At 42.5% G+C, this 17,037-nt stretch carries 11 protein-coding genes and 1 pseudogene; 4 read left to right on the top strand and 8 right to left on the bottom strand.

Annotated features, from left to right (window positions below; genetic code table 11):
• Window positions 1–130 precede the first annotated feature (130 nt).
• A complete protein-coding gene (locus DYD54_RS04980) occupies window positions 131–346 on the bottom strand; it encodes a SlyX family protein (RefSeq protein WP_063513991.1) in 216 nt (71 codons plus the stop codon).
• Window positions 347–424: 78 nt separating this feature from the next.
• On the opposite strand from DYD54_RS04980, the gene DYD54_RS04975 reads away from it, so the two are divergent.
• Together DYD54_RS04975 and DYD54_RS04970 are read left to right on the top strand one after the other, a co-directional pair.
• On the top strand, window positions 425–2,377 hold the full coding sequence (locus tag DYD54_RS04975) for an ATP-binding cassette domain-containing protein (protein ID WP_063513990.1): 1,953 nt from the start codon (window positions 425–427) through the stop codon (window positions 2,375–2,377).
• Window positions 2,378–2,393: 16 nt separating this feature from the next.
• The gene (locus DYD54_RS04970; protein ID WP_063513989.1) at window positions 2,394–3,461 is read left to right on the top strand and encodes an LpxL/LpxP family acyltransferase; all 1,068 of its coding nucleotides are present in this window, start codon (window positions 2,394–2,396) and stop codon (window positions 3,459–3,461) included.
• 70 nt (window positions 3,462–3,531) lie between these two features.
• On the opposite strand, the pseudogene DYD54_RS04965 reads toward DYD54_RS04970, so the two are convergent.
• The 4 genes and pseudogenes from DYD54_RS04965 to istA all read right to left on the bottom strand — a co-directional run bounded on the left by DYD54_RS04965 (window position 3,532) and on the right by istA (window position 6,702).
• Window positions 3,532–4,184 (bottom strand): annotated as a pseudogene (locus DYD54_RS04965) (IS1595 family transposase).
• Between the two features lie 176 nt (window positions 4,185–4,360).
• Entirely contained in the window at window positions 4,361–4,879 is a 519-nt protein-coding gene (locus tag DYD54_RS04960; RefSeq protein ID WP_063513988.1) for an ATP-binding protein, read from the bottom strand.
• Window positions 4,855–5,100, bottom strand: a complete 246-nt coding sequence (locus DYD54_RS04955; protein ID WP_063513987.1) for a hypothetical protein — start codon at window positions 5,098–5,100, stop codon at window positions 4,855–4,857. The genes DYD54_RS04960 and DYD54_RS04955 overlap by 25 nt, the downstream gene beginning before the upstream one ends.
• A 9-nt stretch (window positions 5,101–5,109) precedes the next feature.
• Window positions 5,110–6,702, bottom strand: coding sequence for an IS21 family transposase (istA, locus tag DYD54_RS04950; RefSeq protein WP_063513986.1), 1,593 nt, complete (start codon window positions 6,700–6,702; stop codon window positions 5,110–5,112).
• 14 nt (window positions 6,703–6,716) lie between these two features.
• On the opposite strand from istA, the gene DYD54_RS04945 reads away from it, so the two are divergent.
• Window positions 6,717–7,490, top strand: a complete 774-nt coding sequence (locus DYD54_RS04945) for a helix-turn-helix domain-containing protein (RefSeq protein ID WP_063513985.1) — start codon at window positions 6,717–6,719, stop codon at window positions 7,488–7,490.
• Here the strand turns inward: DYD54_RS04945 and DYD54_RS04940 are convergent.
• The 3 genes from DYD54_RS04940 to DYD54_RS04930 form a co-directional block, all read right to left on the bottom strand.
• Window positions 7,475–7,783 carry a hypothetical protein gene (locus DYD54_RS04940; protein ID WP_063513984.1) on the bottom strand — a complete coding sequence of 103 codons (309 nt, stop codon included), beginning with the start codon at window positions 7,781–7,783 and terminating at the stop codon, window positions 7,475–7,477. The genes DYD54_RS04945 and DYD54_RS04940 overlap by 16 nt on opposite strands.
• A gap of 73 nt (window positions 7,784–7,856) precedes the next feature.
• On the bottom strand, window positions 7,857–8,150 hold the full coding sequence (locus DYD54_RS04935) for a barstar family protein (protein WP_063513983.1): 294 nt from the start codon (window positions 8,148–8,150) through the stop codon (window positions 7,857–7,859).
• On the bottom strand, window positions 8,147–9,166 hold the full coding sequence (locus DYD54_RS04930) for a ribonuclease domain-containing protein (RefSeq protein WP_228703601.1): 1,020 nt from the start codon (window positions 9,164–9,166) through the stop codon (window positions 8,147–8,149). Before DYD54_RS04930 ends, DYD54_RS04935 begins: the two co-directional genes overlap by 4 nt.
• Before the next feature lie 89 nt (window positions 9,167–9,255).
• Here DYD54_RS04930 and DYD54_RS04925 point away from each other — a divergent pair, with 89 nt between their 5' ends.
• The gene (locus tag DYD54_RS04925) at window positions 9,256–16,920 is read left to right on the top strand and encodes a two-partner secretion domain-containing protein (protein WP_115265736.1); all 7,665 of its coding nucleotides are present in this window, start codon (window positions 9,256–9,258) and stop codon (window positions 16,918–16,920) included.
• The last annotated feature ends 117 nt before the right edge of the window (window positions 16,921–17,037 follow it).

The raw sequence follows: 17,037 nt of genomic DNA, 5'->3' as shown, positions 1-17,037 counted from the left end.
CAAGACATCATCCTAGACATAAAGTGTAACAACTTGCGTTTGTACATATTAAAACAAATTTTACTGCAACACAAGAGATAAACTTAAGTAATTTCATTGCAATTTGTATTTTATTTATCGGGAATTTTTGTTAATAATGCGGTGGTCTGTCTGCGAGTAAATCAAACGGAGCAATGCCGTCATCATCACGACTTTCTAAGAATTTATACAAAAGTTTTAATTGGTCTTGCAAGTCCTTTAAGGTCTTATCTTGCTGGGCGATGACATCATTTAGGGCATCTACCGTATTTTCAAGATAGGCGATTTTGATTTGCAAATCGGTAATATCAGCGTGGGTGGCGGTCATTTTATTTTCCCCTTTAAGGTGTAAAATTTGCTATAATTACCCCATTTTATCATTGAAAATCCGTATTGAAAATAAATTATGGCACTCATTCATCTAAAAAATATCTCCCTTGCCTTTGGCGTCGCCCCCATTTTAGACCATGTTAATTTTAGCCTTGATGCAGGCGAGCGAGTGTGTCTCATTGGACGAAATGGCGAAGGCAAATCCACGCTCTTTAAGCTCATTGACGGCACGCAAACCCCTGATGACGGAGAGATCATCATCGCAGACGGCTTGCGTGTTGCCATGCTTGCCCAAGACGTGCCAAGCGATGACGGTACCTTGCTTGACATTGTCATGAATGGCGATGAAAAAGTGGCGACCCTGCTTCGCCAATACCACGACCTATCGGACAAATGTGGGATGGGCGACATGACCGCTTGCGAGCGTATGACAGACGTACAACATGAGATTGACGCCCTGCACGGCTGGGAGTTGGAGCGAAACGCCCGCACCTTGCTTGACAACATGGGGCTAAATCCCACAGACCGCCTTGCCGACTTATCAGGCGGACGAAAAAGACGGGTGTTGCTCGCTCGGGCGTTGGTGGTTAAGCCTGATGTGTTGCTACTTGATGAGCCGACCAACCATTTGGACGTGGAGAGCATTGATTGGCTAGAAAATTACCTGCTCGGGCAAAATTTGACCGTGCTGTTTATCACGCACGACCGCAAATTTGTGGATAATCTTGCCACTCGCATTGTGGAATTGGATAGGGGTAAACTCTCCACTTATGACGTAACGCAAGGGGTTAAGGGCTATGCTCGTTATCAAGAATTAAAGGAGTTGGAGCTTGCCAGCGAAGCCAAATCCTTTGAAGAATTTGACAAAAAACTTGCCCAAGAAGAAGTCTGGATTCGCCAAGGCATTAAGGCAAGGCGTACTCGCAACGAAGGGCGTGTGCGTGCACTAAAGGCACTTCGTGAAGAGCGAAAGCAGCGTCGTGATGTGGTGGGGAGCGTCTCACTTACCCAAAACGTATCCGAAAAATCAGGAAAAATCGTCTGTGAAGTCAAGGACTTAAGCCTGCAATATGACGGCAAAATACTGGTCAAAAACTTCTCAACCCTGCTCATGCGTGGCGATAAAGTTGGCATCATCGGCAATAATGGCGTGGGCAAAACGACCCTAATCCGCACCGTGCTTGGGCTTGATAACTCTGCCAAAGTAGGCGGTACAGTCAAGCTCGGCACAAACCTAAATATCGCCTTTTTTGACCAATTAAAAGACCAATTAGACTTTGATAAATCCGTTGCCGAAAACGTCTCCGAAGGCTCGGACTATGTGGACGTGGGCGGAAGACGCACGCACATTTTGGGGTATTTGCAGGACTTTTTGTTCACGCCAAACCGTGCCAGAACGCCTGTCAAGGCTCTATCAGGGGGCGAAAAAGCCCGTGTACTGCTTGCCAGAAACTTACTAAAACCTGCCAACGTCTTGGTGCTTGATGAGCCGACCAACGACCTTGATATGGCAACTTTGGAGCTTTTGGAAGAGTTTGTCGCAGGATTTGACGGCACGATTTTACTCATCAGCCACGACCGCACCTTTATGGACAACGTGGTAACGCAGACGTGGGTATTTGGCACGGACAAAGACGGTCATGGCGTGATTGACGAATATGTGGGCGGTTATCAAGATTATCTGACCCAAAAAGCACGGAGTGAACCAACCAAGCCCAAAACAGATAAAGTTGAAAAAGCGGAAAAATCAGAAACAGTCAAAACCGACAAACCAAAATCCGACACGCCCAAACCTGAACAAAAACGCAAACTCTCCTATAAAGAACAGCGTGAATTGGAAAGCCTGCCCAATGAAATTGCCGAACTTGAAAACGAGCAAAGCAAGATAAATGACAAACTGGCGGACGGTTCGCTGTTTGTGAGCGATTTGGCATTGGCGACCCAATACAGCGAAAGGCTTGGGGAGATTGACGAGCTTTTAATGGAGAAGTTGGAGCGTTGGGACGAATTGGAAAACTTGGTAAAATAAACACAGGCAAAAAACAATGAGCAACAAAAACTGCTGTGGGGATAATTGCCACACCGATAACCAAGCCCCACAATCAAATAACCCACAAATTGACATTAAAAAAATGCCCGATTTGACCGTCACGCACAAACAAACAAGCATGGCGGACAAAGCCCCTTTTCAATGGGAATTTTTATTGCCAAAATATTGGGGGATTTGGTTTGCCTTGATGATATTTTTACCGCTCATTTATTTGCCTTTGCGTATTCAATTTTGGCTTGGCAGAAAAATTGGCGAATTGGCGTATATGTTAATAAAAAGACGGGTAAAAGATACGCTCACCAATTTAACTTTGGCATTTCCCAATAAAAGCGATGATGAAAAAGTGCTAATCGCCAAACAAGTTTTTGTCAATCAAGGCATTGGTATTTTTGAGACGCTAAACGCATGGTTTCGCCCCAATGTTTTTAAACGTACATTTAGCATTTCAGGTTTACAGCATTTAATTACTGCCCAAAAAGAAAATAAAGCAGTGATATTATTGGGTGGGCATTATACCACACTTGATTTAATGGGGCGAATTGCCACACAGTTTTTTGCAGTGGACTGCGTATATCGCAAACAGAATAATGCACTTTTGGAATGGTTTATTTTTAATAACAGACGACAAATTTATGATGAACAGATTGCCAATCGTGATATAAAAAAATTGATAAACCGAATAAAAGCAGGCAAGATTATTTGGTATACACCCGACCAAGATTTTGGGCTAGAGCATGGTATTATGGCGACATTTTTTGGTGTGCCGTCTGCAACCATTACCGCCCAAAGGCGATTTGCCGGCATGAATAAAAAAAATCCGCCTGTTTTTATCGCTTTTGATATGATTCGCCAAACGCCTGACAATATCCCCAAAGGCAAACGTCCGCATTATCATATTAGCCTATCGCCTGTCATTGAAAATTATCCAAGCGATGACGAAGTGGCGGACGCACAGCGTATTAATGATATGATAGAACATAACATTAAAAAAGACATTACCCAATGGATGTGGTTTCATCGGCGGTTTAAAACACAGGCGGACGGGACGAATTATTATCAATAAAGCAAAAAGCGGATAAAATTTTTATCCGCTTTTTCGCGCTTAAATAATTTTGGGGCTGTACTGGATTAGCCTAAACCCCACACCATTTTTCCAACACTTTAAGTTGATTAGAGAGTGTGCCATAGTTAAATCTAAATTCACCTTCCTTGATAAACAAGTGAAAATGTTTTTTGTCAATGCCATTGTACTTTCTTAAAACACGCTTGGCTCGTGACTAGAAATTCTCAATGCCGTTGATGCGATTATGGTCTTTGGCAAATTCTTTGGAATGGTTAATTCTAAAATGCTTAAAATCACTTACATCAAGAGCATTGTAACCACGATAGCTATCAGTATGGACAATGCTGTCAGGTTTGATTTTACCGACGATAATGGGCATTAGTGTGCCAGTCTTGGTGTCTTTGACCACAATCACAAAGACTTTACCGTTGCGTTTTAAAAGACCGAAGACAGCTGTTTTACCACCAGCTCCACGACCACGCTTGCCTTTGCGAATGCCGCCAAAATAGCTTTCATCAAGCTCTATTTCGCCATCAAACAATTCTTTAGCCTTAAGATTAAGATGGCATTCTATCACAAGTCTGATTTTGTGATAGAATAACGCTGATGAATTTGGGTGTATTTGTAGCAAATCAGCTGCCGAACGAGCAGTAACTTCAAGTACAAAAAATTCAAGCAGTCTTTTTGTGCTTTCTTACTTAGTTTACAATGGGTTATCTTCATAAAACTAGTATAACATGAGAGTTATTCTAGTACAGACCCATAGTTTTTTGCAAAATCCATACCTTCTTGACCACCTATTCCAACCCCAAATGGACAAAGATTCCAATTTAAAATGACCAGTCATTCCGATAAATGCTGGTCATTTGATTTTTTATATGATTGTTATTTGGATAAATCTAATTGATCATATAAGTCAATTTTTTCCGCATGGATTCCCCTGTTAATGTAATAGGATATGATCGGTGAATAATGCGATCTAATATAGCGTCAGCAATGGTCGCCTCAGAAAATAAATCATGCCAATTTGCAACAGGATACTGGCTAGTTATCAGCAGACCTCCAACACTAGATTGCTTGTCAATAATGTCCAGTAACACAGGGCATATCTGTGGTAGCAATTCACCTATGCCAAAGTCATCAATGATTAACAAATCCACCTTGCAATATTTTTGCTTAACCGTGGCAATACTACCATCAGCGATTGACAAAATGATATCTTCATACAAATCAGCAGCTTGAACAAACATCACTTTTCTTAAATTGCGGCAAGCATGATTACCCAAGGCACAAGCCAGCCAAGTTTTACCCGTGCCAGTAGCTCCTACAATAATGACACCTCGATGTTTATCTATCCATTCATCTTCCAATAAATGCGAAATGGCATCAGGGTTTAATCTTTTACTACTATAATCCATATTTCAATTCTGGCTTTACTGTAGCGAAATTTGGCATTTTTGATTAATTTATTGACATAATTATTATGTCGTTGATTAATCTCATGCTCCAACATGCCATCAATGAGTTGCGCTGTACCAATTTGAGGATTGCTTGGCGTTAGATATTGCGCTTCATAGTAATTGGCAGCATGGCTAAGTTTTAACTGTTTGAGTTTAGATATTATTTTGTTGTTAGACATACTTATCTCCTAGATTGAAATCGTGTTGTATTGATTTGCATAGTAACTTGATCCACGAATATTTTCGTGTGTTTGATTTTTAGAAAACACAACATCTAACTCTTCCATGGTTGGAACAATCAGATGATTATTCTTTTGATAAACTTTGTTTTTAAATACCGAAACAATTCTGTCAATCGCATTGATATTAAGTTTTTGTATATAGTCAAATCCCTGTTCGATTTGCAAGGCTGGAACTTTGTTTTCAAACAGATATCGCTTTAATTGATTAAGCTTTTTAAGATTGTTGGCATATCCTGATTTGTTACTCAATATCTTTTGAATGACGAAACTGGTTTGCACACCGATGCTTTGCGCCCAAGCAACCAGTCTGTCTGGTTGCATCTCATCTTGTAGTTGATGATTTCTTGGCATGTGTTCATTTAAAATGCTATTGCCTGATGGGATACGTGCATGGCTGGCAATCAATTCTCTATTTAAGTACAGATCAATTGTCCGATCTGTCATTTTAGCATCGACATATTGACCAATAAACTGATAAGGTACGGAATATCCAACACCTTCCAAGGTTACTGTATAAAACTCAGAAACTTTAAGATGATAGGTCCATTGGCATACTTCGTATCCTCTACTAGGTAGTGGATTAAGAAATTGCTGATCGGTCTTACTAAAGCAAGTGTAGCGACTCTCTGGATAGCGCTTGGTTGTTTTTGTATTTAAAATAACAAGCTCTTGTGTAAGCACATCATTCAATTCATCAAGATGGAAAAATTTACGATTTCTTAATTTGGCCAAAATACCCATTTGCACAATGCGCACTGCTAATTCCGCCATAGACTTATCCTGAGGTTTTCTTGGACGCGAGGGAAAAATTATAATATTGTAATGATCAGCAAGCTCACTATAAGAGGCGTTTAGATGCACTCCTGTTTTATTATTGCTGATCACGGCAGATTTTAAATTATCAGCGATAAGCTTTTGAGGCACTCCACCAAAATAATCAAACATGCGAATATGACACATCTGCCAGTCATCAACCCTTTGTGAGGCGACAGCGGTGCAAAAGATGTAGCCTGATGCTGGCAATATACTGACAAATATTTGAGCATTGATGGCGACTTGACCTGTCTGTTCATTATAGATTGGCATTGTTTGACCACAAAAATCTACCTGTGCCATTTCGCCAGCCTTATAAGTTTGTCGTTTGCTTGGGCGTACAGTTTTCTTGTATTTACGATACACCTCACAAAACTGGGAGTAGCCGATACCATCAGGATGAACGGCTTTAAATTCTTGCCATAGTAGCTCTAAAGTCACATTAGGCCGTGACATTTCTTGATCAATATATGCCCAATCAGGATGGGACTTGACATGCTTGGTCTTGTGTGGATTGTAGACCTTTTCAATTCCTAGCAGTCTACGCATTTCAAGGTCATTAACAGTCAGCAATTCATCAATATCCACCGTACAGTTATTGGATAATTGCCGTATTTTAGCCACTGTTGTTGGTGAAATCTTCTGATTGCGTGCAATTTCACGATTGCTTAGTTCTTGCTTGATTTGCCGTAGCACAGCACGGATGATTTTGTTAGCTATTTTCATAAGTTGCATCCTCTTTGGATAAATTTAAGTTAGAGGAATTAATTACAAGGCATCAAGCCTCCAACAGAACAAAAAATATTGGAGATAAACTCAATAGTCTGTTGGGTGAATTATCTCATATCCCTAGTGCACCATACTTGACTCCAGCACTCATTGCTCACGATTTGGGCTTTGATAGAGCATCCATGGTAGAAAAGTGGTTTCAAGGCAGACTTGAACCCACCTTTGCACAACTAGATATGTTGGCACATTTTTTAGGCGCCAGCCCTGAATGGCTAAGTTTTGACATGGGAGCGTGCTATCCTACACTACGCGCACCATCAATGTTTTCAGCGGAAAGTTTTGTGGAGTTTTGTTTTACACCAGAGGAGAGCTTTAATGATGTTGAGCAAGTTCTTTTTATCAGAAATAATAGCGAAGCAGGAGAAGTACTGATTATCAAGCAATACAGCGTTAGGCAAGCAAGAGTATTTGATACCAATATTCACTTAAGTCATGTGGTAGGTGTTACAGGTGCTCGAGATCAGCCGGAGTTCGTTGCAGCTCTCAAAAATATTAAGCAAAGCGACAAAAAGCTAAAAACAATCAGTTATTTAATCAGCCCTGATAAGTACGAAAAGCTAATCAGAGGAGGTGAACACCCACTGAAAGTCATTGGTAGAGAACCAGTTAGCTACTGGGCGGATGATATCTGGGACAAACAAATGTATTTGCAGCAAAAAGATAATGAATATTGGCAGGGATGGAAAGATTTATGTATTGCGATTAATACTTATAAGGGTTGGTAATTGAAATTTAGTCCTGCATCGCACAATAGCACTACAGAGCCTGCGGTGAGTTTGGCGGTGTTTAGGATTTGTTGTTTGTCGTGATCGCTTAATACAAGAATTCTGTCACCATCAGGTGTGATGATTTCATGATCATTCACCATCCAATCACCCACCATCTCACCTATGATAGCACCAACTGCTCCTGCTTCACAAGATTTGTCTTTGGCGGATAGGCAGCCTGTCAGACCTGCGGCAAGTTTGTGAGAGAGGTTGTTGATGAGCTCATTTGTGGTGGTATCTAGCTTTGACAAGTAGCATAGGTGGACTAAGTCCACCCTACAGGACTATCGCTGGTTATCTTATGAGCTATAATTAGCCTGAAGTCTATTTTATTATATAATCAAAACGATCTGCCCAGCCAAAATTCTCATCTTGCTCCTTAACTCTTTGTAAGACATTAATGATTTGGTAGAATACTGACGCGCCCATGAATTTTTTTGAATTTTCAGAATTATTCCAAATAATACAAACTGGTCTTTCCACCCCCCAGGAAAGCAAATCCCAAAGAGCATTAAGATTATGCCCATAAAACTCTGTTACATCACACTGAATTGCTAAGGTTCTATGAAAATCTTTTTCAGTTTTAACAATATTACCATCAATCATAATTTGATTCATTTCCATCTCCCTATAAAAGTTACAGATTGATAATGGTCTGTTGTAATATATAACAAACCATCGTTTGAATACAAGAGTCTTGTACCTGGTTGTTTTGATCTGGATATGGTATTTTTAAGACCAACATCCGCCTCATACCAGATTCTCCTAGGTGCATTAGGTACAACACTGGGAGTATTCCAAAAGATATCTCCTCCAATTTGCTTACCTGGGTTTGTGCTATTTAAAGCCTTTCCTGTTTGCCATCCATTTTTCCCCGCCTCAATTTTTGTAATGTAATGACTAGGCAACCTTCCATTTGAACGCAAGCTCTCAATAAGAGAGTTTGCTGCTTCAGTAGTTCTAAGATCCAAATTTAGCCTCATGCCACTATAAGAGCTGGTAGCATACCCATTTACATGGCTAATAGTGCCAGATAAACTTAGTTGATTGGTAGGGATTGCTTTTTTACCAATAGGCACAAACATTAAAGTTCCAGCCACAACCTGAAAAGAGCCTTGTCCTGTTTTTCCTTGTTTAACACTCTGAATGCCGCTTGCTATCATAGTGCTGCCTGTGGCAATGCGAACAACATTCATTACCTTTCCAGGAGCTGCAAATACAGCATCGCCACCCAAAGATGCGACATCACTAACCTGCTTGTTTATATTGCGTTGTGTTGCAGCATCCCAAAACATTTTTTCATGTTCACCACCTGTGCCCCTATTAAACAGATAGTCATTTGGCTTTAAGGTGGAGCCGGTATGATTTGTGAGCATGGACTGAATATGTGATAAACTACTGCCACCAGCATAATAGTAGTTTAGTATGTTTCCCAGTGCCATCAGTTCACTATGGCTGAGTGATGATGGACTTTTTCTGTATTTATCTATTAACTGATTTCCAACTTGGTCTAAAATAACTAAATTGGTTAATTCTTCAGCCTCAGCCAAAGTCATTTTATATCGAAAAACAAAAATTAAATTCTTAAATAGATAAGACTTTATTTTTAAGAATACCTGTGCTAATATCCACACAATATTACTGCTTTGTTACTAAAATAGGCAAACTGGCAGGTGTTTTGGCAAATTAAGATGATAATTTGGTAGTGTAAGTTAGGGGTGTTATGAACCGCTTTTGTTATCGCATCATTTTCAGTAAAAGCCTAGGCAGATTTGTGGTGGTTTCTGAAAAGACAAGATCAGAAGGCAAATCTGACAACCCTAGCGTGGGTGGTAGTACGCCAGTTTCGTCAACATCGCTTGGTTTTGGTGTTGGCTTTGGTTTAAAGACCCTTGCACTATCACTTCTGTTTGGTTTAGGTCTAACCGTGCACGCCAACACACCCACCACCATCACCGCTGACCCATCTGCCGATAAAGCCTTGCAGCCCATCATCCTGCCTACCGCCAGTGGCATCACTTCTGTCAATATCGCCACGCCTAATGCCAACGGCTTATCCAATAACCATTACAGCCAGTTTGATGTCGGTAGCACAGGTGCTGTATTAAATAACAACCGTAAAGCAGTCAATACCCAAATCGCAGGATATGTACAAGCTAACCCCTTTATGGCTCGTGGGGAAGCTAATACCATCTTAAACCAAGTCAATTCAAACCACCCAAGTCACTTAGGTGGTTTTATTGAAATTGCAGGTAAAAAAGCCGATGTCATCATTGCCAATCCATCAGGGCTTGTCATCAATGGTGCTGGCTTTATCAATGCTGGTAATGTCCATCTGGCAGCAGCAAACAGCCAAGTTAATCACGGGCAAGTGACAGGTTATGAAGTTGGCACAGGTCATATTGCCGCCCATGGCAAATTAAACCTACAAGGCACCGATTATGCCACTCTCATCGCCAAAACCGCCCAAATCCATGATGAGATTTATGCAGGCAAACAGCTGGATGTTATCTTGGGTGAAAACAGTGTGAATATTCAAGATGGCGATTTCACACAATTAACTGCCATCAATAAACAAACTAGCACATCATCCGCCAGTCAAACCACCAATAAGGAGCAACAAGGCACTACGCCAATCTTGGCATTGGACATTTCAGCGCTTGGTGGTATGTACGCTGGTAAGATTCATCTTGTCGGCACAGACAAAGGCTTTGGGGTTAATAATCAAGGGGTTATCACAGCAACCGGCAATGGAAGGCAGTTTGGCACAGGTACACTCACCTTGGATAGCCAAGGCAATCTTGTCAATACTGGTAAAATCCTAGCCAAAGACGCTGTCACCATCAACACACATGGTAGCACCACTCAAAACAACGGCACCTTGTTAAGTGAACAAGCTGATATCGCCATCAATACCGCAAGTCTTAATAACGCCGGTACCATCACCAGCACACAGACTGCCAAGATTGATGCTCAAAATAGCATTAAAAACCTTGGTAGTGTCTACGGCGGTGTTTTGCAAGTTCATACGGATAAGCTTAATAACACCGGTCAGCTGATCCAAACTGGTACAGGCAAGCTTGGTATCACCACCGATACACTCATCAACACTGATAAAGCTGTAATCGGTCAAAGCCTGTATGGACAAACCAGTATCCCCACACCTTCTACCCCAAGCAGTGATCAAAGTGCTGGCAGTATCAGCAGTGAGCCAGCAGATAATACAAATACATCAGGCGGTACAGGTAATTTGGGAACCAACCCACAACCACCTGCTTTAAGTGGCTCTGGTGCAAACACTCAAACCAAACCCGTCCCAACTGCTCGCGGTCATATCACTGCTACCACCAGCATTCACAACACCGGCAATCAAGCACTCATCACAGCCACAGGCGACATTAGTATCACCGCTAATCAGACCAGCAACACCAATCAAGCATCCATTGACGCACAAACCTTAAACACCAAGACTCTTACCAACACCAACAGTAAAATCGCCTTAGAGGATATTAATTGGCAATTAACTCGCTTTGACAACAGCAAAGGCAGCATCACTGCCAGAGATGGCATGGTGATTGACAGTGGTTCTGTCATCATCAACACAAGTGGCAGCTTAGCAAGTGGCGGTGATATGACACTCATCGCCAAAGACAGTATTATCAATCAAGACGGCACCATTACCGCAGTCAAACAAGCAGATATCACTGCCAAAGAGTTACAAAACGGTGGCACCATCACGGCTGATGCAATTGCCATTACGCAACAAGTGGACTATACCCATACCGATCAAGATAAGCTTGTTGCCAATCGCTTAGCGTTTACAACAAGTGGCAAGCTGATTAACCAAAGCCAATTAACCGCGGATCAAACATTAACACTGAATGCCAATTACATTGATAACACGCAAGCAGGTATTATCAATAGCGGCAATCACACACAGATTACTAGCCAAACAAACATCACAAACCAAGGCTTAATCAATGGCGATACGACCATTGTTAAAGCCGCAAACACCATCAACAACCAAGCTTTTGGTCGCATCTATGGCACACAGCTTGCGATACAGGCTGATACGCTGAATAATACACCAGCAAAAGCTACCAACCAACAAACCAATCAAGAAAATGATCATCATACAAGCCCTGTGATTGCCGCAAGAGAGCGTCTGGACATTGGTGTTAATCACTTAAACAACAACCCCAACCCTGACAGAGTAGGCAAATTCAACGAAGATTTCGACAATCAAGCTTTAATCACAAGCCTAGGCGGACTACACATTGGTGGCAGCCTAGATGACGACCATCATGCCACAGGCAAAGCACAGACAGTTGTCAATAAAGGTGCGACGATTGAATCGGCAGGACAGATGCAGGTTGACACCAAAACCCTGCTAAACACCAATGCTGATTTTAAAAAGCATACGGTTAAGGTAGACGCAGAATCTGTTTATGGACAAACGCTTTACCGCGCTCACGAACAAGCTGCCGCCATCCCCACCGCTCAAAAAAGCACTGATGTTGCTGATTTGGGTAAAAAGCCCATGGCAGGTTTATTTGACTGCCCTAAAGGCAGTGAGTGTATTGTCAATTATGATCACAACTCCCCCATCTGGTCATACTTTAAGATTGATGCACCCAAACAGCCCATTCCAGACATCAAAGCCAAAGATTTATTGGATGAGCCTAAGCTACCAAAGAATGAAACCGCTGAAAGTTGTGCGTTGGCAGAAGCAAGCAACCAAGCTTGCACACAGTATAATGAAGCATTGGCCAATTATACCAAGGTCATGGGTCCTTTATTAAAATGGCAAGAGGATAATGCTGCCTCCATTGAAGCGTTAGAACTGGCTATCAGGGAATATAATCGCCAATTTGCCACAAATAAAAGCGATGTTGATTTAGCCCTAAACATCTACACCACCGATGAAGCAAAACTTGGACCAACCAGCAAAAAAGGCGCACCAGATGGCGCTTTGTATGTCAAAGATGCCAGTGGCAATTTCCACTTTGTTACCGAAGAGGTGGATGTCATTACTACTGACTTTGTCGTCTATGAAGATAAAACCTTATCTTCTGACCCTGCTCGCATGGTGGCAGGACAAAATCTTGTTATACATGGCGACACTCTGATTAATGATAAAAGCCAAATGAATGCAGGCGCAGGCTTTTCAGTGATTGGCGATACTGTCATTCAAACACCTGACAATGGCTTGTATGGTGAAAAAACCAAAGTCACCGAAAATGGTCGCTTTACAAGATATACTGTACGCTCATCAGCTGGTGGTCGTCGTCATAAACGTGTACCTAATGGTGGTGGTAGCTTTACGCAATCCTTTGCGCCACTAGCAACATATGGGCTCCCCATCTTAAACGCTGCCATCAACAAAACCCCATCGGCCATAACATTTGACCAATCAGCCTTGACCAGTGGTGATGTGGAGACGGTGCTTGCTGCTCTAAAAGCCAATCAATCTGCCTTATCCCTTGATGCTAAGCAACAGCTATCAAAGCTGCTTGCTGCCAAAGCACAAGGACAAGCTGTTGATGAAGCAATCTTACCAGAGTTGACCAAGGTATTGTCTCAAAGCGTCAATACTAAACCAGCCTCTGTGATAAGTGCAGACTTCTCACAGCTGACCATCCCAAGTTCAGCCCTTTACATCATCAACGCTGACGACCCCAATCTGCCACTGGTTCAAACTGACCCTGTGTTCACCGATTACAAACAGTGGTTGTCATCTGACTACATGCTAAAAGCACTACAATCAGACCCAAATCACATCCATAAACGCCTATCTGATGGTTATGGTGAACAAGAGCGTATTAAAGATCAGTACTATCTACTGACAGGCAGACACATCAACACCGATTATCACAGTAATGAAGAAGCTTTTAAAGCTTTAATGGATAATGGCATCACGGCAGCCAAGCAGTTCGGCTACACGCTTGGCACCGCACTCACGCCTGATCAGATGGCAAACTTAACCACTGACATCGTTTGGCTGGTCAAACAACCAATTACGGTCGTCACCAAAGACAAAGATGGTAATAGCATCACCAAAACCCAAGACGCCTTAGTACCCAAGCTGTATCTAAGATCTGCCAACATCGCGACAGGCACGCTTAGTCCTGATGGTAGATACAGTACCGTCTCTGCCAGAAGCATTGATATGCAGCTGACTGGCAATTTGGATAACAATGGTAATGTCATTGCCAAAGGCACCATGAGCATCAAAGCAAACAATGTCACCAATGACGGCGGTATTTATGGTAACTTTGTCGCTGTCACAGCAGATAATACCATTGCCAATCATGGCACCATGTATGCAAACAGTGCCATGAGTCTAGATGCTGGCAATCAAATCATCAACCAAAGCCAAACAACCACTCATCACAACAAACAAGGGCAAAGCACTTCATCCAATACCGCCATCACACGCATCGCCACCATCCGTGTGGGAGATGGATTAAAAGACCAAACAGATGAACAGGGTAATCCATTAATCACCCTAAGTCTGCGTGGCAATCAGATCATCTATCAAGGTGCCACATCAGACAACACAGGCGGCAGTACCCACATGACCGCCGAAAATGGCATCGACATTGGCACTGTTACCGTAAGCAATCACATCAGTGCTGTGGCAGATGAGAATAATTACTTTAACTACAGCCAAACAACTGATGTGGGTTCAAACATCACAAGTCATGGCAACACCATCATCAGAACCACAGGTGAGTATGCAGACATTAACATCCAAGGCTCAAGTATGCAGTCGGGTGGTACAACTGCTGTTGTGGCAACAGGGGATGTTAGCATTAGCGAAGGTAGACAAACCGAGCGTGCAGAGAGTGCAAGTTTACACACTAACCGCCGCTTAACAGGCAGTAAAACTGAGCAGTCTGGCTTTGGACAGTACAGTGACAAGAGTCTAGTAAGTCAAGTTGGTGGCAATCAAGTTGTCATTCAAGGCGTAAACACCAGTCTAATCTCAACCGAAGTCTTGGCAGATAAGGACATTCTTATCAAAGCCGACAACCAACTGCTTATTGGTTCTGCCAAAGATAATGTGAGCGGTCATAGTAGCCACGAGGTCACAAAAAAAGGCTTATTTGCCACTTCGCCAACTTCTGTTACACTAGGCAAACAGCAAACTCGTCAGAACGATGCCTATGAGCACACCACCTACACAGGCTCATTGGTGGGTACCACAGGGGGTAACATCCGCCTTGAAGCTGGTGATGACATCAATATCATCAATAGCGACATCATCGCTCAAAAAGATGCGATTGATGCCAATACAGGTAATATTTTATTTAAAGCCCAAGCTGTAGACATCACAAGCCAAAATATCCAATCCAGCAATGAATCACACTTCTTACAAAAAACCACAGGCATTACCGCCAGTGTTTCAAGCAGTCTTGTTGGCGAGGTTCAAAGCCTAGAAACTCTAAAAGAATCTATCAATGACACCAACTCTCGCCGTGCCAAACTGATGGGCAGCTTGGCTGCTGTGTCTAAAGCACGCACCCTCACTCAAAATCTACAAGACGGTAAGCTCGGTAACATCAGAGCCCAAGCTACCATCGGCAGTCAAAGCACCAAAAGTGATAGCCACAGCCGTCAAGAAATGAATGACGCTGCCAATGTTTATGCTGAGGGTAATCTCATCTTTGATGTCAAAGGCAAAGGTGAAAACAGCACACTCACCGTCACAGGTTCAAACATCAGTGTTGGAAAAAATTTATACAATCTGGTCGAAGGCGATGTTACTTATCAAGCCTCAACCCAGACCAACACCCAAGACAGTCAAAACAGCAGCAAAGGTTGGGGTGCAGGTGTCTATGCCTCTGCCAATCTTAGCACCGATGGGCTGACCTCAAACTCTGCTGGCTTTACCATCAATGCCAACAAAGCAAAAGGCAGTAGCAGTGAAACAACCACAACCCACACCAATACCCAAGTCACTGTTGGCGGTACAACCGTCAATGACATTGGTGGCAGTCTTATCCTAGATGGAGCCAATCTTGATACCACATATCTAACAGGCACAGTAGGCGGTGATCTGATCGTCAAAAGCCGTCAAGATACCTACCAATACACTCATGATCAAAAACAAGCAGGATTTAGTGCCGATGTTGGCTTTAATGGCAAACCCCAAAGCTTTAGTATCAATGGCGGTAAAACCGATGTAGATGCCACCTACGCCCAAGTCACCCACCAATCAGGCATCACAGCCAAAGAGTCCACTCTAATCGTACAAGGACAAGGCAGCTTCACAGGTGGCCATCTCATCACCGATGCAGGTAAAAACCAAACCCAATTTGCCCAAGGCATCCAAACCCAAGGCATACAAAATCAGCTAAGTTATGGAGGCGATGCCATCAGTGTCGGCATTGGTATTGGTGCAGACACCAGCAATCCAAATGGCAAAGCCAAACCTACCCTACAAGGCTTAGGCTATGGTAAAATAACCCCAACCCACAAAACTTCCACCACCCATTCTGCCATCACCGACCAAGCAGGCCTCTCCCACATCAACACAGAAAACTTCAAACAAGCAGAAGTTCAAAACCAGCTTAATGAAATCATCACCAATGAGTTTAATAAAGAGCAAGCACTTAAAGAGCTTGGGGCTCAGACAGTCGTTACCACAGAGTTTGGGAGGGAGGCTCCAAAGGTAGTGGCTGAGTTCAGTAAAAATCAAATCAAACGCATTGCAAGCGATCCAAATCTAACCCCTGAAGAGAAAATAACGGAGCAACAAAAGTGGGCAGAGGGTGGGATTTATCGTGTGGCGTTGCACACGGCTGCAGGACTGCTTGCCACAGGCACGATAGAAGGCACGCTTAGCACAGGAGCGGTAGCAGGTATCGCCCCTAAACTAAACGACATACAAGACAAACTGACAGAAAAACTCACCGAGCAAGGCTTTGAAAAAGAAACAGCCGAAAGCATCAGCAACTCTGCACTAACCCTTCTCATCATGGGAGCAGGTACAAGCACAGGACTAGATACCAGCAGTACTGCTTATGCGGTAAATATGGATGTGAATAATCGCTGGCTACATGATAGTGAAATTATTAAAATATTTGGTAAAAAAACACAATTAGAGCAATTTGCCAAAGAGCATGGCATTACCTATGAAGAAGCTTGGCGAGCTGTATTGGCTCAGGCTTATAGAAATACTGATGATAATTTTAGAAAAATCCACCAAAGCAGTGCAGAATCCAACTTGTCAAAAGCGGCAGAAGATTTTTTAAGAAAAAATGATTTATATATCAAATCAACAGCACAAGAGAGGGCAAATAGCCAACAAAATACTAAGACCACCAAATATAAGGGGCTACTAAACAGCGTTATAAACAATACCCCAAAACAAACACAGTAGCAAGTCAATCAGACGGTACTAACACAAACAGCAAAAACAAGTGCCGTAGGTGCTGCAAAAGGCATTGGTAATATACCATCTGATACCGCTAATGGTGTTGCTAATATATTCCATAGA

It is taken from the genome of Moraxella ovis, assembly GCF_900453105.1.
Taxonomy (GTDB): domain Bacteria; phylum Pseudomonadota; class Gammaproteobacteria; order Pseudomonadales; family Moraxellaceae; genus Moraxella; species Moraxella ovis.
Note: the sequence above shows the minus strand (reverse complement) of the source record. Positions and strands in the feature narration are given on the sequence as shown.